Origin of the sequence: Psychrobacillus sp. FJAT-21963, from assembly GCF_001420585.1 — a bacterium.
Lineage (GTDB): Bacteria > Bacillota > Bacilli > Bacillales_A > Planococcaceae > Psychrobacillus.
Genome location: NZ_LJIY01000004.1, coordinates 94605 through 116521, shown reverse-complemented (window position 1 = coordinate 116521; position 21917 = coordinate 94605). Strand labels below are relative to the sequence as shown.

Here is a 21917-nt window from a genome sequence, read left to right as displayed (position 1 = left end):
TTGATCGTAAAACGTGGGGACGTTTTTTTCGCAGATTTATCACCAGTAATAGGGTCTGAGCAAGGGGGCACCAGACCCGTTTTGGTGATACAAAATGATATTGGTAATCGATTTAGTCCTACTGTCATCATTGCAGCAATTACCGCACAGATACAAAAAGCAAAATTGCCGACACATGTTGAAATAAATGCAAAACAGTATGATTTCGAACGTGATTCTGTTATTTTATTAGAACAGCTACGAACGATAGATAAATCACGACTTACTGATAAAATTACACATCTTGATGAAGATGTAATGGATGAAGTAGATCATGCTTTAGGTATAAGCTTAGGAATTGTAAAATTTTAATACATAGATAAAACACGATGTGTGACCGACGAGACACATCGTGTTTTTTATTTTTTAATATATGTTAAACTATGTAATAACGTAATCTATTTAGAGTAGTTGAAAAAGATGTAAAGTAAATGAATATTCGATACAATAATACTAACAATTTTGATTGAGGAGTTGTATGTAATAAAATGAATAAACAAATTGCTGGGTATATTCACGAGCATTTAGATGAAATATTAGAAAAGTGGACAGTGAAAATGGAAGAGGAGAACGACGATCGATTTTTTCAAATAATGTCCGATCAAGTTATTAATAGCACTGTACGTGAATTTGGAGATCTGATTATATCTAGTTTAACTGAAAGTGAAGAAATATATAAAGTAAAGTTAAATGAGTTCTCGGTCAAAGTAGTACAATACGGATGGTCCGTTTCTTTCGTGTTAAAAGCGCTAACTAATTTTACGAATGTTCTCTATGTAAAAATGGATGAAGACGGTTATTTAAATGAACAGAATATTCAATCATATATGGAAATTATTAATAACTGGATGACACCACTAACACATAGTATTGTCGAAGCGTATTCAAAAGTATGGGATAGAACCGTACAAGTACAAAAAATGGCTTTGCAGGAGTTATCTGCATCTCTTATTCCGATGTTCGACAAAATTTCAGTAATGCCTTTAGTAGGTACAATTGATACGGAACGAGCAAAATTGATCATGGAAAATTTATTGCATGGTGTAGTAAAACATAGAGCGGAAGTCGTATTGCTAGATATTACAGGTGTTCCAGTTGTAGATACCATGGTAGCGCACCATATTATTCAAGCGGCAGATGCCGTTCGTTTAGTTGGCGCAAAATGTATGCTTGTTGGTATTCGACCAGAAATTGCACAAACAATCGTTGCACTTGGCATCAATTTAAATGATTTTACAACAACTAGCACAATGCAAAAAGGAGTCGAGCAGGCGCTTGCTCTTACAAATCGAGCTATTGTAGAGGTGGATGAACAATGAAAACAAGAATTCCAATATTAAAATTAAAAGACTGCTTAATCGTTTCTATTCAATGGGAGCTAGATGATCAAACGGCAATTTCTTTTCAAGAGGATTTATTGGACAAGCTTCATACTACTTCTGCAAGAGGGGTAGTGCTAGATTTAACTCCAATCGACTTTATCGATTCCTTCATCGCAAAAGTGCTAGGAGATGTTATTAGTATGTCTAGTCTTATGGGAGCAAAAGTTGTCATCACTGGAATTCAGCCTGCAGTAGCAATTACATTGATAGAATTAGGGATTCGACTAGAAAATATAGTAACAGCCCTGGACTTAGAAAATGGATTGGAAAAATTAGAACGAGAATTGGAGGCCTAATCCATATGAACTTTGAGTCTTCTGTTGATATTATAACAGAGTGGGACATTGTTGCTGCTAGGCAGCTTGGAAGAAACAAAGCAAAAGAAGTAGGCTTTGGAACAGTCGACCAAGCAAGAATTACTACAGCTATCAGTGAACTTGCTCGTAATATTTATTTATATGCTGGAAAAGGAAAGATAGAGATCAACCATATTACAGAAGGCAATCTTAAAGGGTTATTAGTTACCGCATCGGATGAAGGCCCAGGAATTGCGGATGTTCGAAAAGCTTTGGAAGATGGTTATACCACTTCCGGTGGACTAGGTGCAGGACTTCCTGGTGTGAAACGTTTGATGGATAATTTTAAGATTGAGACAGTAATTGGAGAGGGTACAAAGATTAGTGCTACTAAGTGGCTTAGATAGGAGGTGATTGAGGAGTGCCTCAAGAGTTTAAACGAGAATATAAAAATATATTAAAAGATTATACGTTAAGGCAAACAGAGCATAATTTATATGAGGGGCAAAACTTTAGTAAGCAACTTATACAGAAGAACATCTCCCCAGAAGATGTTATAAGCATACATAAGGCCTCTTTAGAAGAAATAATGCCCGAGTTACCTGAGAACGTCTCACATTCTTTTGATTTATTAATAGAAGTGATGATTCACTATGGTTTGGCGCTAAAAGAGCATCAAACTTTAATAAAAAAACAAGAAAATTTTAAAATGGAAATGGAACTAGCTGCAAACGTTCAAAAAACATTGCTAAAAACAAAAGTTCCAAATATGTCTGGTTTAGATATTGGAATGATTTCTGTCCCTGCAAAAGAAATGAATGGTGATTATGCTTATTTCTTAAGTGACGAAACAAACTTAGGTATAGCTGTAGCTGATGTTATTGGAAAAGGAATTCCCGCTGCACTTTGTATGTCGATGATTAAGTATGGGATGGATGGTTTATCAGGAGCAAAAACAGAACCTGTTGTTGTTTTGGATATTATTAATAGGATCGTAGAGAAAAGTGTTAGTGATTCGATGTTTATATCGATGTTTTATGGAACATATGATTCAACGAATAACGAGTTTACTTACGCTTCTGCTGGACATGAACCACCATTATTTTATTGTGAAAAAAGCAGTAGCTTTAAAGAGTTACAGGCAAAAGGCTTACTCCTTGGTGTTATTCCAAATGTTAAATATGAACAACAATCTATTGTATTAGATAAAGGTGATTTTGTTGTCATGATGACAGACGGTGTGACAGAGTGTCGCTCGAAGGAAGGCTTCATCGAACAACAAAAGGTGATGGAAATCATTGAAAGTGTGAAAAATGAACCTGCGCAAGTAATGGTTGAATACGTATTCCATAAGTTAGAAGAGTTACAGGACTTCGAACAACGAGATGATTTTACATTGGTCATCTTAAAGAAAATGTAATAGAAATGTTTATCACTGGCTAAAATGTGGTATAGATTACTATAGATAGCGAAAACGGGGGATAAAATAATGAATATTACAGTAGAGTTATTAGAAGAAAACATGAAGGTGACAGGGATTATTAAAGGCGAAATTGATGCTTTTACCGCACCTATTCTTCGAGAAAAATTAGCAGAAATTCAATTAGCAGAAAATCTTCAAGTTGAATTGAACTTGAAAGATGTATCATATATGGATAGTACAGGTTTAGGAGTTTTTGTTGGCTTTTACAAAAGCGTTAAAGCTTCCAATAGTCACTTAGAATTAACTGGTCTTTCATCTCGTTTAAAACGATTGTTTGATATAACTGGTTTAGGAGAGATTATGGATATTCAAGCAGTTAGTAAAGAGGTGAAAATAGATGAAACCGTTTGATTATGTTGAAATTCGATTGCCTGCAAAGCCACAGTATGTAAGTGTTGCTCGTTTAACAATTTCCGGGTTGGCAAACCGAATTGGATTTACATATGACGATATAGAGGACTTAAAAATAGCCGCTAGTGAAGCCATTACTAATGCTGTTCAACATGCTTATACAGAGGATGAAGAAGGCGAAGTAGTAATTGGATGTGCCGTTTATGAAGATAAACTAGAAATAATGGTAGCAGATCATGGAAAGAGCTTTAACTTTGAGGAAACAAAAGCTAAAGTTGGACCGTATCACGATTTAGAAGAAGGTTCATTTCTACGGGAAGGCGGCCTAGGGTTATATTTGATTGAAACGTTAATGGATGAGGTTAAAGTCCATCACCAAGAGGGTGTAACTGTATTTATGACGAAGTATGTCGGAGTAGAGCAGGTGGATGAAAATGTCGAACACATCTCTTCATAACAAACAATCAAAGGAACAAATTTTAAAGTGGATTGAAGATTATCAACAAAATGAGAGTGAAGAAGCACAAACGAATCTCGTATTAAATTACACTAGACTCGTGGAATCGATTGCGCGTAAATATTCGAATGGTAAGTCACATCATGAGGATATAGTACAAGTTGGGATGCTTGGACTCTTAGGTGCTATTAGAAGATATGATCCATCCTTTGGAAGGAACTTTGAAGCATTTGCAATTCCAACGATAATTGGTGAAATTAAACGGTTTTTACGTGACAAAACTTGGGCGGTCCATGTTCCTAGAAGAATTAAAGAGCTAGGACCGCGTATTCGTGCAGCGGTAGAAACGTTAACCATTGAATATCAGCGATCACCGTTAGTCCCAGAAATAGCGGATTATTTAGGAGTAGAAGTAGAAGATGTTTTAGAAGCGATGGAAATGGGTAAAAGCTATCAGGCTCTGTCTATGGACCATTCGCTGGATTCAGATTCTGATGGAAGTACTATCACTCTTTTTGACGTTATTGGAAACACAGACGGAGAGTACGAGAAAACAGATCAACGTTTACTTGTAGCTAATGCTTTAAATATACTTTCTGAACGAGAAAAAGAAATAATTCAGTTTACATATATTGAGCAATTAAGTCAAAAGGAAACTGGCGATCGTTTGGGGATTTCTCAAATGCATGTTTCTAGAATTCAAAGAAAAGCTATAAAAAAATTGCAAGCAGCAATATTAGCGTCAGGTGGAGTAGAAGAGTGAAATATATTTCAGATGAATCGGTAGACGTTTTAGTCTATCAAGAAGCTAAAACAGGTAACTTGGACTCTGGGGATACGTACTATATTTATAAAGATGATGATTTCTTACTTTGTGCGATTGCGGATGGACTAGGAAATGGTCCGGTTGCAAAAGAATCAGCAGATGTAATGCCTGAGATTCTTGCTAACAACCTAAATGAGTCTTTGGATGATTTGCTGTTACTTTGCAATGAAAGAATGTTTCAAAAGAGAGGCGCCGCAGTTGCAATTGTAAGAGCAGATTTAAAAAACAAAACTATTTCGTATAGTTGCGTTGGCAATATTAAATTTTACATGTATCAAAGTAAAACAGACAAAATGATATATCCTTTACCTGTAATGGGCTATCTATCTGGTAGGAAGCAAAAGTTTCGCACTCAAACTTACTCTTACTCTGAAAAGGATAAATTCCTGATGCACTCGGATGGAGTAGAATTAAAGAATCCGAAAGAAACATTAAAAAGGGCGAATAGCACCAAATGTTTATATGAATCTTTAATTGACATTATCAAGCATGGTGATGATGCAACATTTATCGCAGGAAGCTTACTCTAGCATTAGGGTAAGCTTTTTTGTTTGGTTCAGTTTAGACAAGTAGGGGGCTTGTGTTAAAATAGATACAATATGGAAAGGGTGACTTTGTTTTGGAAATAAAAAAAATGTTACAGCTTGTTTCAAAAGAAACAGGCGTTAAAACTACGCAAGCAGAACAAGTAATCAAACTATTAGAAGAAGGAAATACAGTTCCCTTTATCGCACGATATAGAAAAGAACAAACTGGATCTTTAGATGAGGTGCAAATTAAAGCAATTGAAGATCGGTACAATTACATACAGCAGCTAGAACAACGAAAAGAAGAAGTTATCCGCTTAATAGACGAGCAAGGCAAGTTAACTGAAGAATTGATTACTTCTATTAATAATGCAACCGTACTACAGCGTGTAGAGGATTTATATCGTCCCTATAAACAAAAAAGAAGAACGAAGGCTACGATTGCAAAAGAAAAAGGATTAGAACCTTTAGCGAACTTGCTACTTACTTTCCCAAAAGAGTCGGTAGAAAAATTAGCAACTGATTATTTAAATGAAGAATTAGAAGTTCTTACTATTGAGGATGCTCTTCAAGGAGCAAGAGATATACTAGCAGAACAATTTGCAGATGATGCAAAAATTCGTGAACAAATACGTAATATCTCTAGAGCAGATGGTAAAGTGATTTCCTCCGTCAAAAAGGCTGAATTGGATGAGAAAAACATATTCGAAATGTATTATGAATATGAAGAACCGGTGAAAAAAATAGTACCGCATAGAACACTAGCTTTAAATCGTGGTGAGAAAGAGGATGTTCTAAAAGTAAGTATCCAAGTTCCTATTGAAAAAGTAACTAGTGTTATGAAATTACAATGGGTTCCAAATAACACTTCCAGTGATGCGGTTGGACATGTAGAAATGTCCATTGAAGATTCTTACAAACGTTTGATTCAACCATCTGTTGAAAGAGAGATTCGTACGGAGCTGACAGAAAAAGCAGAAGCACAAGCAATTCATATATTCTCGGAAAATTTACGTAATCTGTTACTACAACCTCCTTTAAAAGGAAAAATAATTTTGGGTGTAGACCCTGCATATCGAACAGGGTGTAAGTTGGCGGTAGTAGATGATACAGGAAAATTATTAGAAGTATCCGCTATTTATCCGCATGCGCCTAAAATGGACGTAGAAGGATCTAAAAAAAGAGTTCTATCTTATTTAGAGAAGTATCCAATTTCATTGATTGCAATCGGAAATGGGACAGCTTCTCGTGAAACAGAGCAATTCATAGTTGATTGCTTAAAAGAAGTAGAGGGCGATGTAGCGTACGTTATTGTCAATGAAGCAGGTGCCAGTGTTTACTCAGCATCGGAAACTGCAAGAAATGAGTTTCCTGACTTGCAGGTGGAGCAGCGAAGTGCCGTTTCCATAGCAAGACGTTTACAAGATCCCCTTGCAGAACTTGTGAAAATCGATCCAAAAGCAGTGGGTGTAGGTCAGTACCAACATGATGTATCCCAAAAGAAATTATCCGAATCACTTACTTTTATAGTAGAAACTGCAGTTAATCAGGTTGGAGTTAATGTAAACACTGCCTCTGCATCCTTACTACAATACGTTTCAGGGCTATCTAAGACAGTAGCAGAAAATGTCGTGAATCTAAGAAACGAACAAGGTAGATTTACATCAAGAGCACAGCTAAAGAAAATACCTAGACTTGGAGCTAAAACCTATGAGCAAGCAATTGGATTCTTGCGTGTTCCGGATGCAAAAAATCCATTCGATGCCACTGGAATTCACCCAGAGAGCTATAAAGCTGCAGAACAAGTATTAGAAATTGCAGGATTGAAAAAGTCTCAAATCGGATCTAAAGAGGCAGAAGAAGCCTTGAAGAATATTAATATTGCAGATGTGAGTAAGGAATTAGAGATTGGTGAAATCACTCTAAAAGATATAGTGGATACATTGATTAAACCTACTAGAGATCCACGAGAAGCATTTCCGCAACCGATTTTGAAAAAAGATGTACTTAAGATGGAAGATCTTCAAACAGGAATGGAGCTCCAAGGAACAGTTCGAAACGTAGTAGATTTTGGAGCATTTGTCGATATAGGTGTAAAACAAGATGGACTAGTTCATATATCTAAGCTGAAAAAAGGATTTGTTAAACATCCACTTGATGTCGTTTCATTAGGAGACATCGTAACTGTATGGGTAGAACAGTATGACGCCAATAAAGGAAGAATCGCACTTACGATGCTACCTCCACAAGAACAAGTGTGAGAGTTAAGAATTGTCCAATGAGCACTCATTGGACAAGTTCTTTTTTAGGAGCGAGTTAAATGACAGATGAAAAACTTTTAAAATTAGTATGCAATGTATCAAAAACAATCTTTGGGAAAGACTTTCAACATGAAGCTACCTTTAATAGGCGCCTCCGAACAACTGGAGGAAGGTATTTGTTGCGAACACATAATATCGAAATAAACCCACTAGTCTTTGAAAAACATGGGTTGGAAGAATTAGTTGGTGTTATAAAACATGAACTTTGTCATTATCACCTACATATAGAGGGAAAAGGATATAAACATAGAGATGCCGATTTTAGAGAACTTCTAAAAAGAACAAACTCTCCAAGATTTTGTTCGACCCTCGTTGAACCTAAAGTGATTAAAAGGAAGAAAATCTATACGTATTCATGTGAAAAATGCTCACTTCTATATAATCGAAAAATTCGATTAAATACTGAGAAATACAGGTGTGGCAAGTGTTTAGGGAAATTAGTTTTAGTTACTAGTAAAATTTCTAAATAAATTTCGGAAAAGTGGTTGACGTTTTGTTAAAGGCTCTCTATAATAGAAAAAGTCGAGTAAAACAAAACGACAAAAATTATTCCGAAGTAGCTCAGTGGTAGAGCAATCGGCTGTTAACCGATCGGTCGTAGGTTCGAGTCCTACCTTCGGAGCCATTATATGGCCCCTTGGTCAAGCGGTTAAGACACCGCCCTTTCACGGCGGTAACACGGGTTCGAATCCCGTAGGGGTCATTTCTAATTATATAATTTGTTCTCAAAGGTCCCGTGGTGTAGCGGTTAACATGCCTGCCTGTCACGCAGGAGATCGCCGGTTCGATCCCGGTCGGGACCGCCATGTTGGGGTATAGCCAAGCGGTAAGGCAACGGATTTTGATTCCGTCATGCCCTGGTTCGAATCCAGGTACCCCAGCCATTTATTTCGAGCCATTAGCTCAGTTGGTAGAGCATCTGACTTTTAATCAGAGGGTCGTAGGTTCGAATCCTACATGGCTCACCATTTTAGTTGTTGACAATCTCTCGTTTTGGGAGTATAATAAATTTTGTCCTAAGTGATAACTACGCGGTCGTGGCGGAACGGCAGACGCGCTAGGTTGAGGGCCTAGTGGGGGTTAACCCCGTGGAGGTTCAAGTCCTCTCGGCCGCACCAAAGCACATGCGCCCGTAGCTCAAATTGGATAGAGCGTCTGACTACGGATCAGAAGGTTGTGGGTTCGACTCCTGCCGGGCGCGCCAAAAAAACAACAACATTATATCTTATATTAACGCGGGTGTAGTTTAGTGGTAAAACCTCAGCCTTCCAAGCTGATGATGAGAGTTCGATTCTCTTCACCCGCTCCATTATTTTTAAAACATGAACATTGAAAACTGAACATGCAAAACGTTAAGACATATAGCTTGATAGACTAGCTTTGGTTAGTCGGATAGCAAACAATTTTGACATCATTTAATGATGATGCCAGCAAAACAAAATGAGCTTTTTAAGTTCTCTATTATGGAGAGTTTGATCCTGGCTCAGGACGAACGCTGGCGGCGTGCCTAATACATGCAAGTCGAGCGGATGATGAAGAAGCTTGCTTCTTCTGATTCAGCGGCGGACGGGTGAGTAACACGTGGGTAACCTGCCCTGTAGATTGGGATAACTCCGGGAAACCGGGGCTAATACCGAATAATCCATTCCTTCTCATGGGGGAATGTTAAAAGACGGTTTCGGCTGTCACTACAGGATGGGCCCGCGGCGCATTAGCTAGTTGGTGAGGTANAAAATCCTATGATACATCATAGGTAGTCAGTCAAACTGGCGAAAAGCAAAACTTCGGTTTTGTACTTTTTCGGAGAGTTTGATCCTGGCTCAGGACGAACGCTGGCGGCGTGCCTAATACATGCAAGTCGAGCGGACAGAAGGGAGCTTGCTCCCGGATGTTAGCGGCGGACGGGTGAGTAACACGTGGGTAACCTGCCTGTAAGACTGGGATAACTCCGGGAAACCGGAGCTAATACCGGATAGTTCCTTGAACCGCATGGTTCAAGGATGAAAGACGGTTTCGGCTGTCACTTACAGATGGACCCGCGGCGCATTAGCTAGTTGGTGAGGTAACGGCTCACCAAGGCGACGATGCGTAGCCGACCTGAGAGGGTGATCGGCCACACTGGGACTGAGACACGGCCCAGACTCCTACGGGAGGCAGCAGTAGGGAATCTTCCGCAATGGACGAAAGTCTGACGGAGCAACGCCGCGTGAGTGATGAAGGTTTTCGGATCGTAAAGCTCTGTTGTTAGGGAAGAACAAGTGCAAGAGTAACTGCTTGCACCTTGACGGTACCTAACCAGAAAGCCACGGCTAACTACGTGCCAGCAGCCGCGGTAATACGTAGGTGGCAAGCGTTGTCCGGAATTATTGGGCGTAAAGGGCTCGCAGGCGGTTTCTTAAGTCTGATGTGAAAGCCCCCGGCTCAACCGGGGAGGGTCATTGGAAACTGGGAAACTTGAGTGCAGAAGAGGAGAGTGGAATTCCACGTGTAGCGGTGAAATGCGTAGAGATGTGGAGGAACACCAGTGGCGAAGGCGACTCTCTGGTCTGTAACTGACGCTGAGGAGCGAAAGCGTGGGGAGCGAACAGGATTAGATACCCTGGTAGTCCACGCCGTAAACGATGAGTGCTAAGTGTTAGGGGGTTTCCGCCCCTTAGTGCTGCAGCTAACGCATTAAGCACTCCGCCTGGGGAGTACGGTCGCAAGACTGAAACTCAAAGGAATTGACGGGGGCCCGCACAAGCGGTGGAGCATGTGGTTTAATTCGAAGCAACGCGAAGAACCTTACCAGGTCTTGACATCCTCTGACAACCCTAGAGATAGGGCTTTCCCTTCGGGGACAGAGTGACAGGTGGTGCATGGTTGTCGTCAGCTCGTGTCGTGAGATGTTGGGTTAAGTCCCGCAACGAGCGCAACCCTTGATCTTAGTTGCCAGCATTTAGTTGGGCACTCTAAGGTGACTGCCGGTGANGACTGCCGGTGATAAACCGGAGGAAGGTGGGGATGACGTCAAATCATCATGCCCCTTATGACCTGGGCTACACACGTGCTACAATGGACAGAACAAAGGGCTGCGAGACCGCAAGGTTTAGCCAATCCCACAAATCTGTTCTCAGTTCGGATCGCAGTCTGCAACTCGACTGCGTGAAGCTGGAATCGCTAGTAATCGCGGATCAGCATGCCGCGGTGAATACGTTCCCGGGCCTTGTACACACCGCCCGTCACACCACGAGAGTTTGCAACACCCGAAGTCGGTGAGGTAACCTTTATGGAGCCAGCCGCCGAAGGTGGGGCAGATGATTGGGGTGAAGTCGTAACAAGGTAGCCGTATCGGAAGGTGCGGCTGGATCACCTCCTTTCTAAGGATATATGGAGCAGCGTACGTTTTTCGTCTTGTTTAGTTTTGAAGGAACTTGCAAAAGATCCTACAACATCATATCTTCGATATGAAANAGTGTGCGTTTTCGTCTTGTTTAGTTTTGAAGGATCATTCCTTCAAACATGTCTCTAGCGAGACAGGATTGTTCTTTGAAAACTAGATAACAATAAGTAATACATTCACATTGAATGCAATGCAAAGTTCATCACACATAGTGATTCTTTCTAAAGTAAGAAATGGTTAAGTTAGAAAGGGCGCACGGTGGATGCCTTGGCACTAGGAGCCGATGAAGGACGGGACGAACACCGATATGCTTCGGGGAGCTGTAAGCAAGCTTTGATCCGGAGATTTCCGAATGGGGAAACCCACTGCTCGTAATGGAGTAGTATCCATACTTGAATACATAGAGTATGAGAAGGCATACCCGGGGAACTGAAACATCTAAGTACCCGGAGGAAGAGAAAGCAAATGCGATTCCCTGAGTAGCGGCGAGCGAAACGGGAACAGCCCAAACCAAGAGGCTTGCCTCTTGGGGTTGTAGGACACTCTATACGGAGTTACAAAGGAACGATATAAGCGAAGAGGTCTGGAAAGGCCCGCCAAAGAAGGTAACAGCCCTGTAACTGAAATGTTGTTCTCTCCAGAGTGGATCCTGAGTACGGCGGAACACGTGAAATTCCGTCGGAATCCGGGAGGACCATCTCCCAAGGCTAAATACTCCCTAGTGACCGATAGTGAACCAGTACCGTGAGGGAAAGGTGAAAAGCACCCCGGAAGGGGAGTGAAATAGATCCTGAAACCGTGTGCCTACAAGTAGTCAGAGCCCGTTAACGGGTGATGGCGTGCCTTTTGTAGAATGAACCGGCGAGTTACGATCCCGTGCAAGGTTAAGCAGAAGATGCGGAGCCGCAGCGAAAGCGAGTCTGAATAGGGCGCATGAGTACGTGGTCGTAGACCCGAAACCAGGTGATCTACCCATGTCCAGGGTGAAGTTCAGGTAACACTGAATGGAGGCCCGAACCCACGCACGTTGAAAAGTGCGGGGATGAGGTGTGGGTAGGGGTGAAATGCCAATCGAACCTGGAGATAGCTGGTTCTCTCCGAAATAGCTTTAGGGCTAGCCTCAAGGTAAGAGTCTCGGAGGTAGAGCACTGATTGGACTAGGGGCCCCTACCGGGTTACCGAATTCAGTCAAACTCCGAATGCCGATGACTTATCCTTGGGAGTCAGACTGCGAGTGATAAGATCCGTAGTCGAAAGGGAAACAGCCCAGACCGCCAGCTAAGGTCCCAAAGTATACGTTAAGTGGAAAAGGATGTGGAGTTGCTTAGACAACCAGGATGTTGGCTTAGAAGCAGCCACCATTTAAAGAGTGCGTAATAGCTCACTGGTCGAGTGACTCTGCGCCGAAAATGTACCGGGGCTAAACGTATCACCGAAGCTGCGGACTGTTCTTACGAACAGTGGTAGGAGAGCGTTCTAAGTGCAGTGAAGTCAGACCGGAAGGACTGGTGGAGCGCTTAGAAGTGAGAATGCCGGTATGAGTAGCGAAAGACGGGTGAGAATCCCGTCCACCGAATGCCTAAGGTTTCCTGAGGAAGGCTCGTCCGCTCAGGGTTAGTCGGGACCTAAGCCGAGGCCGAAAGGCGTAGGCGATGGACAACAGGTTGATATTCCTGTACCACCTCCTCACCATTTGAGCAATGGGGGGACGCAGGAGGATAGGGTAAGCGCGGTATTGGATATCCGCGTCCAAGCAGTTAGGCTGGGAAATAGGCAAATCCGTTTCCCGTGAAGGCTGAGCTGTGATGGCGAGCGAAATTTAGTAGCGAAGTTCCTGATTCCACACTGCCAAGAAAAGCCTCTAGCGAGGTGAGAGGTGCCCGTACCGCAAACCGACACAGGTAGGCGAGGAGAGAATCCTAAGGTGATCGAGAGAACTCTCGTTAAGGAACTCGGCAAAATGACCCCGTAACTTCGGGAGAAGGGGTGCTTCTTAGGGTGTTAAAGCCCCGAGAAGCCGCAGTGAATAGGCCCAGGCGACTGTTTAGCAAAAACACAGGTCTCTGCGAAGCCGTAAGGCGAAGTATAGGGGCTGACGCCTGCCCGGTGCTGGAAGGTTAAGAGGAGCGCTTAGCGTAAGCGAAGGTGCGAATTGAAGCCCCAGTAAACGGCGGCCGTAACTATAACGGTCCTAAGGTAGCGAAATTCCTTGTCGGGTAAGTTCCGACCCGCACGAAAGGCGTAACGATCTGGGCACTGTCTCAACGAGAGACTCGGTGAAATTATAGTACCTGTGAAGATGCAGGTTACCCGCGACAGGACGGAAAGACCCCGTGGAGCTTTACTGCAGCCTGATATTGAATGTTGGTACAGCTTGTACAGGATAGGTAGGAGCCTTGGAAACCGGAGCGCTAGCTTCGGTGGAGGCATCGGTGGGATACTACCCTGGCTGTATTGACCTTCTAACCCGCTGCCCTTATCGGGCAGGGAGACAGTGTCAGGTGGGCAGTTTGACTGGGGCGGTCGCCTCCTAAAATGTAACGGAGGCGCCCAAAGGTTCCCTCAGAATGGTTGGAAATCATTCGCAGAGTGTAAAGGCACAAGGGAGCTTGACTGCGAGACCTACAAGTCGAGCAGGGACGAAAGTCGGGCTTAGTGATCCGGTGGTTCCGCATGGAAGGGCCATCGCTCAACGGATAAAAGCTACCCCGGGGATAACAGGCTTATCTCCCCCAAGAGTCCACATCGACGGGGAGGTTTGGCACCTCGATGTCGGCTCATCGCATCCTGGGGCTGTAGTCGGTCCCAAGGGTTGGGCTGTTCGCCCATTAAAGCGGTACGCGAGCTGGGTTCAGAACGTCGTGAGACAGTTCGGTCCCTATCCGTCGCGGGCGCAGGAAATTTGAGAGGAGCTGTCCTTAGTACGAGAGGACCGGGATGGACGCACCGCTGGTGTACCAGTTGTTCTGCCAAGGGCATCGCTGGGTAGCTATGTGCGGACGGGATAAGTGCTGAAAGCATCTAAGCATGAAGCCCCCCTCAAGATGAGATTTCCCATTCCGCAAGGAAGTAAGATCCCTGAAAGATGATCAGGTTGATAGGTCTGAGGTGGAAGCGTGGTGACACGTGGAGCTGACAGATACTAATAGATCGAGGACTTAACCTATATTCTAATGTGAAAAATGAACATTGTTATCTAGTTTTGAGAGAACATTCTCTCCATCAGGTTTGGTGGCGATAGCGAAGAGGTCACACCCGTTCCCATACCGAACACGGAAGTTAAGCTCTTCAGCGCCGATGGTAGTTGGGGGTTTCCCCCTGTGAGAGTAGGACGCCGCCAAGCTTTTCAAAGGATCAGTTCCAGTCGGAACTGGTCTTTTTTGTGTTTTTGCATGACTTGCTTCTANATCGATCGAGGACTTAACCAAATATGAATTTGCGAGCATCAATGTCTTTTATCCAGTTTTGAGTGAACAAGCACTCTTATAAGAGGGTTTCTAGACACGAGTAATTCAAGGAAACGATTGAGAGAGGAAAGGAGCGTACTCTAGTACGTGACTGACCGAACGAATGAAGTTGACGAAGAAGTACGATGTGTATGGAAAGCCGAAGAGTCTAGTGATGTTGGCGAAGAGGTCACACCCGTTCCCATACCGAACACGGAAGTTAAGCTCTTCAGCGCCGATGGTAGTTGGGGGTCTCCCCCTGTGAGAGTAGGACGTCGCTGGGCAATTGAAAAGTCGTCACCGAGTAATCGGTGGTGGCTTTTTTTGTTGTACTAGAAAAAAGGCTGAAGGCAAAGAATTATAATAAACTTGCGAGAAAGTAGAGGAACAAAGAATTCGAGGAAGCAAGGATGAGAGACTCGTAGCGTAGGACAGAAGAAAAAATGTGTCATCTCAGAGAAAGTGAACCTTTATTGTGAGAAATGGTCGCTTTCATTATCTAGTTGATTGCTTTTAGATTATCCTTAGTCGCTTATACGACTCATTTGGTTGCTCTCCGAGACAAATTAGTCTCGAATCTGACTTTAATAGTTGCGAATTAAGCAAATTTAGTCTCGTTCTGCCATTAATTGTAATCCCTTAACCACTATAAAATTTATTCAAGCGATCCATCAAAATTATTTCTTAGGAAATAATTAATTGCATGAAAAAAGCTGAGAAATTGTTATGTATTTACTAAAAATATACTTGAAATTTAACAAAGGATTGCTATAATTATATTTGTACTTTAAATATTATCCGTTCCGAAGTAGCTCAGTGGTAGAGCAATCGGCTGTTAACCGATCGGTCGTAGGTTCGAGTCCTACCTTCGGAGCCATTTTTTTGTCTATGCTTCCATAGCTCAGTAGGTAGAGTGCTTCCATGGTAAGGAAGAGGTCAGCGGTTCGAATCCGCTTGGAAGCTTACATATGGAGTAGAAATTTTACAAACTACTTAGAACTACTTGTCTTAGTAGAATAAATATGTTACTATTATTCTTGTCCAGTTTTGACTGACCCTTATTCATAAAATCAGGAGAAGCAAGAAGGTCAAGGATACAAATGAACGATAGAAACGCAGAGATGTGAAAGCTTATCGTGAATTTATATAACCCAGGAGGATTAGCTCAGCTGGGAGAGCATCTGCCTTACAAGCAGAGGGTCGGCGGTTCGAGCCCGTCATCCTCCACCATTTTATTTTTTATATAGCTTTGGAGGGGTAGCGAAGTGGCTAAACGCGGCGGACTGTAAATCCGCTCCTTAGGGTTCGGCGGTTCGAATCCGTCCCCCTCCACCAGTTTATTGGGGTATAGCCAAGCGGTAAGGCAACGGATTTTGATTCCGTCATGCCCTGGTTCGAATCCAGGTACCCCAGCCAACACTGTTTTAACTTCGGGGCCTTAGCTCAGCTGGGAGAGCGCCTGCCTTGCACGCAGGAGGTCAGCGGTTCGATCCCGCTAGGCTCCATCTAAAAAAAGGGTATTCCATTTTTATGGAATACCCTTTTTTCTATGTTCATTATTCTTTCCAAACTCGGTGGATTGTATATTCATTATTCGTGAATTGCATCAAAAATACATCTGGATTGCTTAAACTTTTCCATTGCTCAAAGCCAAAACTATTCTGGTAGTGCCTCAATAGCAGGGACAGAATATTTCCATGTGTCACGATAACTGTATTTTCTATATTATTATCTAAGATTTCCTCCACGACTTCCACTATTCGTGCCTGTGCTTCCCTGCTAGTTTCGCCACCTTCTAACTTTAAGTCCATATCATCAAAAGTATTCCTTAACTTATCAAGCCAGTCTGGCAGGTTGCTCGTGCTTAATACACGTTCTGATAAACGTGTATCTATTTTAATTTCTAGATTTCTATCCTTTGCATATGGATTAATCGTTTGTCGAGCTCTTAAATATGGGCTTGAAATTATTTGGTCTGCACGAATGTTGTTCAAGGAGCTAGCAAGTTCTAAAGCTTGCTTATAACCTTTTTCGGTTAGGGGTGCGTCTGCTTCCTGCCCTTCCGCTTGGCAATGTCTAATTAAAAATAGTTTCTTTTTCATTTAATCACCTCGTAAAATTAATTATCCAAAATAGTAGTTAGATATTTTTTCTATAAACTCCTGCTCGAGATGCCCCCTATTTTTAAGTAATAAAAATGTTTTTACTTTGGGAAGCGGGAATAACTCGAAAGGTACATTCATCACACGTCCCTCGGTTAATTCTCGTTTGATAATGGATTGTGGAAGAAATGAAATACCTAAGCCTTCTTGAATAAAGCGTTTTACTATATGTGCCTGCGTAACTTTCATAGTTCGTATGTTAGTCACTCGCTTGCGCAGCTGTAAAAGAAGTGTGTCCCACACAACTGGATGGTGATGAGTGAACAGATAATTGCTGGATAAGTATTCTTCTGGATTCACGATAGGTCCCGATTCCTCATCATACCCATCGGAAGGAACAACAAATATAAGAGGATCTTCATAGAGCTCAATAGATTGTATTTCTTTCCGTGTAGCCTCTAGGGCTGAGATGCCAATATGAACATCTCCTTTCCATACTAAATCTTCAATGACATTAGATTCTTCAACTCTTATAGATACTTCCAAGTCAGGATGTTTGTCCATAAATGAACGTAATATGTAGGGCAAGATGGTTTCCGCCATTAAGGGAGAAATGGCGATAATCCACTTGTGGGTATATCCTTCAGTAAAAGCATGTAATCGATGCACGCTTTCTTCTAAGTTCTTTGTAAGTAGAACAGCTTCTTCATAAAACAATTTACCAGCATCAGATAAACCTACGCGTCTGTTTGTTCGGTCAAATAAAGAAATCCCTAAATATTCTTCTAATAATTTTATATGAACCGTGACGCCAGGCTGAGAAATTAGTAATTTTTCGGACGCTTTTCTAAAATTACATGTTTCGGCAGCGACAATAAAAGTCTTCAACCATTGATATTCCATTTTTCTTCTCCTTTTAATTAAAAAATATAATCAACTTCATTTAANTAAAACTTTCTTATACTAAAGAAAAGGAAGGGGTATGAATATGTTTCAAAAAGGATTAAAAGGTGTAGTTGCAGTGCATACAAAAGTTGGTCTGGTCGATGGTGACAATGGAGTATTGAGATATCGTGGGATGGACGTAAAAGATTTAGTACTAGATTATTCATTTGAAGAAGTTGCTTACTTCTTATTGTATGACGTTTTACCTTCTGAGATTGAACTGCAGGAATTCCATAAAAAACTAATAAAAGGAAGAAAATTACCGGAATATGTCTGTACAATCATCGATACTCTTCCGACAACAGTTTCTGTTATGGATGCCATGAGAACAGTTATATCTGCATTTGGTACAACTGAATTTTTACAAAAAGACAAGATGGAGCAAGCGATTTACTTAACAGGTGCGCTTCCAGTAATAATTGCAAGACATTATAGAAAGCAACAGGGATTTCCGTTAATCGAGCAAAATAGTGATTTTTCCCATACAGAAAATTATTTATGGATGCTCCAAGGTACTCCTCCAACTTCAGTGCAGGTTAAAGCACTGGAAACGTATTTAAAGCTAACAATGGAGCATGGATTAAACGCCTCAACTTTTGCAGCGAGAGTGACTATCTCGACTGAATCTGATGTACCTGCAGCGATTACTTCTGCCATTGGTACAATGAAAGGTCCTTTACATGGTGGAGCGCCCGCCGAAGTATTAAATTTGCTCGATGAAATAAAAGAGGAAGCAAGGATACGACCTGTTATCGAAGAAAAGCTAAAAAATGGTGAAAAAGTTATGGGTTTTGGACATCGTATTTATAAAACCGAGGATCCTCGATCAATTTTGCTAAGAGAAGCATGTGTCCGTTTACAAGGCTCTGATCCTTGGCTAGATTTGGCGACAAAGGCTGAAAAAGAGATTACTTCACTATTAGAAAAATACAAGCCAGGAAGAAATCTATATACGAATGTAGAATTTTATGCAGCGGCTATTATGCGTTCAATCGACATGCCTGCTGTTTTATTTACTCCAACATTTAGCATAGCACGCATGGTAGGGTGGAGTGCTCATATACTAGAACAGATAGAGGATGCATCTCTCTTTCGTCCACAGTCTCTATACGTAGGAGATATATTAACAAAATAATTCTTTTCAACACCTCACTTTTTCTATTATGATAAAAGAAAAAGTGAGGTGTTTGGATTTGGCAGAAGTAATTGTATTTGGAGATGTGACATTACGTCCATTAGAACAAACAGATATTCAACATTTATGGGAGTTGTATAACCCTAAAATCTTTGAATTTATGTTGAATAAAGTAGAAAGCTATGAACAGCTAGAGCAATGGCTACAAGTAGGAATCCAACAAATGAACATTGCCAAAACCGCTCTCGCATTTGTCGTAGAACATACCGACACTAAAGAAATAATTGGTACGACACGTATATATGGAATCGACACAGCAAATCATGCGTGTGAAATCGGTTCAACTTTCTATGGTCAAACGTTTCAACGAACACATGTTAATACGACATGTAAATACCTGTTATTAAAACATTGTTTTGAAAATCTCGGAATGATTCGAGTTCAATTTAAAACCGATGAATTAAATGTAAAGTCACAACGTGCGATTGAACGAATAGGTGGAGTAAAAGAAGGTGTTTTACGGAATGAGCGCTTGCGTTCAAATGGAACCGTAAGAAATGCAGTTGTCTACTCAATAATCGATAGTGAGTGGGCAGATGTGAAAAATCATCTCGTTCAGCTTATGAATAAATATTCATGATTTTGCTTGGTTGAGCCAACAGCCCTTTAGGATTTACAATAGGTATATAAATAATTGGGGGTATAAAATCATGAATAAATTAAATATAACTATTGTTGGTGTACCGATGGATCTTGGTCAAAATAGAAGAGGTGTCGATATGGGACCGAGCGCTATTCGTTACGCAGGAGCAATTGAACGTTTAAAAGCACTTGGCCATACGGTAAAAGACAAAGGCGACATAGTAATAGGAAGAAAAGAAATGTCAAAGAATACAAAGCTACGTAATTTGGAAGAGGTAGTTGAGGGTAATACAAAGCTTGCAAACGAAGTAAGGGAAATTATAGCAGAAGGTGATTATCCTTTGATTTTTGGTGGAGATCACAGTATTGCTATTGGAACGCTAGCAGGATTAGCAGATAAATATAAAAACCTTGGAGTAATTTGGTACGATGCACATGCGGACTTAAATACGGAAGAGACTTCACCTTCAGGTAATATACACGGGATGCCATTAGCTGTGAGCCTGGGATTAGGACATACTGACTTAGTAAAAATACGCTCATACACTCCTAAGATAAAACCTGAAAATGTAGTAATTATTGGAGCGCGTTCCGTAGATCCTGGTGAACGCGAATTGATTAAAGAAAAAGGCATTAAGGTGTTCTCTATGCATGAAATAGACAAACTTGGAATGACGAAAATAATGGAGCAAACAATCGAGTATTTCCAAGAGCGAGAAGTGGATGGAGTTCATTTATCACTTGACTTAGACGGTATAGACCCAATCTACACACCAGGTGTTGGTACTCCAGTTCCTGGGGGAATTACTTATCGTGAAAGTCATTTAGCTATGGAGATGCTTTATTCATCAAACCTAATTACTTCGGCTGAGTTTGTGGAAGTAAATCCTATACTTGATGAAAAAAATAAGACCGCAGATGTTGCGGTTGCCCTCATGGGATCATTGTTTGGGGAAAGTCTTATATAACGTGTAAAAAAGACATTTAGGTGTCTGCTCAGGCTGTAGAGAAACTCAAAAAAAGAGTTATCTACAGCCTTTTTATAGATTTATAGAAAAAATAACATTATTCCGAAACTTACTGTTGGAGAGTAGCCGGGCCGCTTCGTGTCTATGGTCCTGTATGGTGTCGGCTGTTTCTCTTATCCTGCAGGAGTAAATCGGACGTTCAATCTTTTGAGGTGTTAGCTTTTTCTTTTAGAAAATATCCCACAATTGGAAGATTTTTTGATAAAATTAAAATAAAGAAAAAAATAAATGAAACCTGTTACTACCTTTAATCGTATAGGTAAGACAGCCGCATGGAGCGGAGGGGAATCACGATGGATGCGTTGGTGAACAAGCGAATAAAACAAGTGTTAAAAGGCGACAAAGACGCATTCGCGGAGATTGTTGACCTGTATCAGCATAAGCTCTTTCAAGTTTGTTTTCGTATGTTAGGGAATCGTCATGAAGCAGAAGATATAGCACAAGAGGCTTTTGTAAGAGCATATATTAACATTCACACGTTTGATCAAAAAAGGAAATTTTCCACTTGGCTGTATAGAATTGCTACGAATTTATGTATAGATCGTATTCGTAAAAAAAAGCCAGATTATCATTTAGATGCAGAAGTTGCAGGTACAGAGGGACTTAATATGTATTCTCAAATAGCGGCATCAGAAGAACTTCCCGAAGAAGAACTGATGAAGCTCGAGTTACAGGATAGAATACAATATGAAATAAGTCGATTACCAGACAAATATCGATCAGCGATAGTCCTGAAATATATGGAAGAATTATCTTTACAAGAAATAAGTGAGATATTAGAATTACCACTTGGGACAGTAAAAACAAGAATTCATAGAGGTCGAGAAGCACTTAGAAAACAGCTAAGTAAACAGCCTAATTTTTTATAGGAGGGAATCACGATGAATGCATGTCCAGAGCGAATTGTTCACTTTATGCATGAATATTTAGATGGTGAAATTAGCCGTGAACATGAGCTTGAACTTAAATCTCATTTGCAGTCATGCGTGGATTGTCAGGCCCATATGCATGAGCTAAGCGATGTAGTTGCCTTCGTAAAGGGAGCAGCTCGTGCAGAGGCACCTACTCATTTTACCAAATCAGTTATGGCAAAACTTCCAAAAGAAAAATCTCACGCTGGTGTTAGTAGATGGTTGAGACAACATCCCATTATTACTGCAGCAGCATTGTTCTGCTTATTTATGAGTAGCGCTCTATTCACAAACTTCAATGAGGAGCAGCAGTTCTCTTTCACCAAACAGGAAAATGTAGTTGTCAAAGGAGAAACAGTTATAATTCCTAAAGGACAAGTCGTGAAAGGTGATCTTGTTGTGAAAAATGGAGATGTTCAAATTGACGGTGAGCTGGATGGGAATTTAACTGTCATTAACGGTTCTAAATATATGGCATCTACAGCAGTTATAACAGGAAAAACGGAGGAAATCAATGAAGTATTTGATTGGCTATGGTTCCATATAAAAGATGCGGGCAAGCAGGTTGTTTCATTTTTTGAAAATGAGGAAACTAAATAATTTACAATTACCTTTTCAAATAGAAGTCTACCTTATTTTAGGTA

At 41.1% G+C, this 21917-nt stretch carries 18 protein-coding genes, 14 tRNA genes and 4 rRNA genes; 34 read left to right on the top strand and 2 right to left on the bottom strand.

Annotated elements, in window-relative coordinates; genetic code table 11:
• From AN959_RS11340 to AN959_RS11200, 29 genes are all read left to right on the top strand, one after another.
• Window positions 1–351 carry a type II toxin-antitoxin system PemK/MazF family toxin gene (locus AN959_RS11340; RefSeq protein ID WP_053591677.1) on the top strand — a complete coding sequence of 117 codons (351 nt, stop codon included), beginning with the start codon at window positions 1–3 and terminating at the stop codon, window positions 349–351.
• A gap of 176 nt (window positions 352–527) precedes the next feature.
• A complete protein-coding gene (locus AN959_RS11335; RefSeq protein WP_056830862.1) occupies window positions 528–1358 on the top strand; it encodes an STAS domain-containing protein in 831 nt (276 codons plus the stop codon).
• Window positions 1355–1717, top strand: a complete 363-nt coding sequence (locus AN959_RS11330) for an STAS domain-containing protein (RefSeq protein ID WP_053591679.1) — start codon at window positions 1355–1357, stop codon at window positions 1715–1717. Before AN959_RS11335 ends, AN959_RS11330 begins: the two co-directional genes overlap by 4 nt.
• Window positions 1718–1722: 5 nt before the next feature.
• A complete protein-coding gene (locus AN959_RS11325; RefSeq protein ID WP_056830860.1) occupies window positions 1723–2124 on the top strand; it encodes an anti-sigma regulatory factor in 402 nt (133 codons plus the stop codon).
• Between the two features lie 14 nt (window positions 2125–2138).
• On the top strand, window positions 2139–3137 hold the full coding sequence (locus tag AN959_RS11320; RefSeq protein WP_056830858.1) for a PP2C family protein-serine/threonine phosphatase: 999 nt from the start codon (window positions 2139–2141) through the stop codon (window positions 3135–3137).
• 69 nt (window positions 3138–3206) lie between these two features.
• A complete protein-coding gene (locus AN959_RS11315) occupies window positions 3207–3551 on the top strand; it encodes an STAS domain-containing protein (protein WP_056830856.1) in 345 nt (114 codons plus the stop codon).
• On the top strand, window positions 3538–4008 hold the full coding sequence (gene rsbW / locus AN959_RS11310) for an anti-sigma B factor RsbW (protein WP_053591683.1): 471 nt from the start codon (window positions 3538–3540) through the stop codon (window positions 4006–4008). Before AN959_RS11315 ends, rsbW begins: the two co-directional genes overlap by 14 nt.
• Window positions 3986–4771, top strand: coding sequence for an RNA polymerase sigma factor SigB (gene sigB, locus AN959_RS11305; protein WP_056830854.1), 786 nt, complete (start codon window positions 3986–3988; stop codon window positions 4769–4771). The genes rsbW and sigB overlap by 23 nt, the downstream gene beginning before the upstream one ends.
• Entirely contained in the window at window positions 4768–5364 is a 597-nt protein-coding gene (locus tag AN959_RS11300) for a PP2C family serine/threonine-protein phosphatase (RefSeq protein ID WP_056830852.1), read from the top strand. The genes sigB and AN959_RS11300 overlap by 4 nt, the downstream gene beginning before the upstream one ends.
• Before the next feature lie 89 nt (window positions 5365–5453).
• Window positions 5454–7622 (top strand): Tex family protein, encoded by a 2169-nt coding sequence (locus AN959_RS11295; RefSeq protein ID WP_056830850.1) that lies wholly within the window; start codon window positions 5454–5456, stop codon window positions 7620–7622.
• 59 nt (window positions 7623–7681) lie between these two features.
• Window positions 7682–8152 (top strand): SprT family protein, encoded by a 471-nt coding sequence (locus AN959_RS11290; RefSeq protein WP_056830848.1) that lies wholly within the window; start codon window positions 7682–7684, stop codon window positions 8150–8152.
• 80 nt (window positions 8153–8232) lie between these two features.
• Window positions 8233–8307, top strand: a tRNA-Asn gene (locus AN959_RS11285).
• Window positions 8308–8313: 6 nt separating this feature from the next.
• Window positions 8314–8385 (top strand) — tRNA-Glu (locus AN959_RS11280).
• 27 nt (window positions 8386–8412) lie between these two features.
• A tRNA-Asp gene (locus AN959_RS11275) sits at window positions 8413–8488 on the top strand.
• A gap of 3 nt (window positions 8489–8491) precedes the next feature.
• A tRNA-Gln gene (locus AN959_RS11270) sits at window positions 8492–8566 on the top strand.
• A gap of 8 nt (window positions 8567–8574) precedes the next feature.
• Window positions 8575–8650: transfer RNA gene (locus tag AN959_RS11265), tRNA-Lys, on the top strand.
• A gap of 63 nt (window positions 8651–8713) precedes the next feature.
• A tRNA-Leu gene (locus tag AN959_RS11260) sits at window positions 8714–8800 on the top strand.
• Window positions 8801–8808: 8 nt separating this feature from the next.
• Window positions 8809–8886, top strand: a tRNA-Arg gene (locus AN959_RS11255).
• A 31-nt stretch (window positions 8887–8917) separates the two neighbouring features.
• Window positions 8918–8991 (top strand) — tRNA-Gly (locus tag AN959_RS11250).
• 488 nt (window positions 8992–9479) lie between these two features.
• Window positions 9480–11041, top strand: a 16S ribosomal RNA gene (locus AN959_RS11245).
• A 258-nt stretch (window positions 11042–11299) separates the two neighbouring features.
• Window positions 11300–14230, top strand: a 23S ribosomal RNA gene (locus AN959_RS11240).
• Window positions 14231–14291: 61 nt separating this feature from the next.
• A 5S ribosomal RNA gene (gene rrf, locus AN959_RS11235) occupies window positions 14292–14407 on the top strand.
• Between the two features lie 271 nt (window positions 14408–14678).
• Window positions 14679–14794: ribosomal RNA gene (gene rrf / locus AN959_RS11230) — 5S ribosomal RNA — on the top strand.
• Together the 16S, 23S and 5S rRNA genes with 8 tRNA genes alongside form the textbook arrangement of a ribosomal RNA operon.
• A 518-nt stretch (window positions 14795–15312) precedes the next feature.
• Window positions 15313–15387 (top strand) — tRNA-Asn (locus tag AN959_RS11225).
• Window positions 15388–15400: 13 nt separating this feature from the next.
• Window positions 15401–15473 (top strand) — tRNA-Thr (locus AN959_RS11220).
• A gap of 191 nt (window positions 15474–15664) precedes the next feature.
• Window positions 15665–15740: transfer RNA gene (locus AN959_RS11215), tRNA-Val, on the top strand.
• A gap of 21 nt (window positions 15741–15761) precedes the next feature.
• Window positions 15762–15845, top strand: a tRNA-Tyr gene (locus AN959_RS11210).
• Window positions 15846–15851: 6 nt separating this feature from the next.
• Window positions 15852–15926: transfer RNA gene (locus AN959_RS11205), tRNA-Gln, on the top strand.
• A 16-nt stretch (window positions 15927–15942) separates the two neighbouring features.
• A tRNA-Ala gene (locus AN959_RS11200) sits at window positions 15943–16015 on the top strand.
• 51 nt (window positions 16016–16066) lie between these two features.
• Here the strand turns inward: AN959_RS11200 and AN959_RS11195 are convergent.
• Together AN959_RS11195 and AN959_RS11190 are read right to left on the bottom strand one after the other, a co-directional pair.
• Complete coding sequence (locus AN959_RS11195; protein ID WP_056830847.1) at window positions 16067–16612, bottom strand: histidine phosphatase family protein; 546 nt, start codon at window positions 16610–16612, stop codon at window positions 16067–16069.
• A 21-nt stretch (window positions 16613–16633) separates the two neighbouring features.
• Entirely contained in the window at window positions 16634–17515 is an 882-nt protein-coding gene (locus AN959_RS11190; protein ID WP_056830845.1) for a LysR family transcriptional regulator, read from the bottom strand.
• An 85-nt stretch (window positions 17516–17600) separates the two neighbouring features.
• On the opposite strand from AN959_RS11190, the gene AN959_RS11185 reads away from it, so the two are divergent.
• From AN959_RS11185 to AN959_RS11165, 5 genes are all read left to right on the top strand, one after another.
• Window positions 17601–18692, top strand: coding sequence for a citrate synthase/methylcitrate synthase (locus AN959_RS11185; protein ID WP_056830842.1), 1092 nt, complete (start codon window positions 17601–17603; stop codon window positions 18690–18692).
• A gap of 58 nt (window positions 18693–18750) precedes the next feature.
• Entirely contained in the window at window positions 18751–19332 is a 582-nt protein-coding gene (locus tag AN959_RS11180; protein ID WP_231687483.1) for a GNAT family N-acetyltransferase, read from the top strand.
• Between the two features lie 70 nt (window positions 19333–19402).
• Complete coding sequence (rocF, locus tag AN959_RS11175; protein ID WP_053591359.1) at window positions 19403–20302, top strand: arginase; 900 nt, start codon at window positions 19403–19405, stop codon at window positions 20300–20302.
• A gap of 353 nt (window positions 20303–20655) precedes the next feature.
• The gene (gene sigW, locus AN959_RS11170; protein WP_053591360.1) at window positions 20656–21231 is read left to right on the top strand and encodes an RNA polymerase sigma factor SigW; all 576 of its coding nucleotides are present in this window, start codon (window positions 20656–20658) and stop codon (window positions 21229–21231) included.
• Between the two features lie 12 nt (window positions 21232–21243).
• Window positions 21244–21873: a zf-HC2 domain-containing protein gene (locus AN959_RS11165; RefSeq protein WP_053591361.1), complete on the top strand. Its 630-nt coding sequence runs from the start codon at window positions 21244–21246 to the stop codon at window positions 21871–21873.
• Window positions 21874–21917: the final 44 nt, after the last annotated feature.

Coding starts and splice junctions, on each gene's coding strand:
- AN959_RS11315 (WP_056830856.1), top strand. CDS start 3,207: ATGAATATTACAGTAGAGTTATTAGAAGAAAACATGAAGGTGACAGGG.
- AN959_RS11325 (WP_056830860.1), top strand. CDS start 1,723: ATGAACTTTGAGTCTTCTGTTGATATTATAACAGAGTGGGACATTGTT.
- sigW (WP_053591360.1), top strand. CDS start 20,656: ATGGATGCGTTGGTGAACAAGCGAATAAAACAAGTGTTAAAAGGCGAC.
- AN959_RS11185 (WP_056830842.1), top strand. CDS start 17,601: ATGTTTCAAAAAGGATTAAAAGGTGTAGTTGCAGTGCATACAAAAGTT.
- AN959_RS11195 (WP_056830847.1), bottom strand. CDS start 16,612: ATGAAAAAGAAACTATTTTTAATTAGACATTGCCAAGCGGAAGGGCAG.
- AN959_RS11330 (WP_053591679.1), top strand. CDS start 1,355: ATGAAAACAAGAATTCCAATATTAAAATTAAAAGACTGCTTAATCGTT.
- sigB (WP_056830854.1), top strand. CDS start 3,986: ATGTCGAACACATCTCTTCATAACAAACAATCAAAGGAACAAATTTTA.
- AN959_RS11335 (WP_056830862.1), top strand. CDS start 528: ATGAATAAACAAATTGCTGGGTATATTCACGAGCATTTAGATGAAATA.
- AN959_RS11165 (WP_053591361.1), top strand. CDS start 21,244: ATGAATGCATGTCCAGAGCGAATTGTTCACTTTATGCATGAATATTTA.
- rsbW (WP_053591683.1), top strand. CDS start 3,538: ATGAAACCGTTTGATTATGTTGAAATTCGATTGCCTGCAAAGCCACAG.
- AN959_RS11290 (WP_056830848.1), top strand. CDS start 7,682: ATGACAGATGAAAAACTTTTAAAATTAGTATGCAATGTATCAAAAACA.
- rocF (WP_053591359.1), top strand. CDS start 19,403: ATGAATAAATTAAATATAACTATTGTTGGTGTACCGATGGATCTTGGT.
- AN959_RS11190 (WP_056830845.1), bottom strand. CDS start 17,515: ATGGAATATCAATGGTTGAAGACTTTTATTGTCGCTGCCGAAACATGT.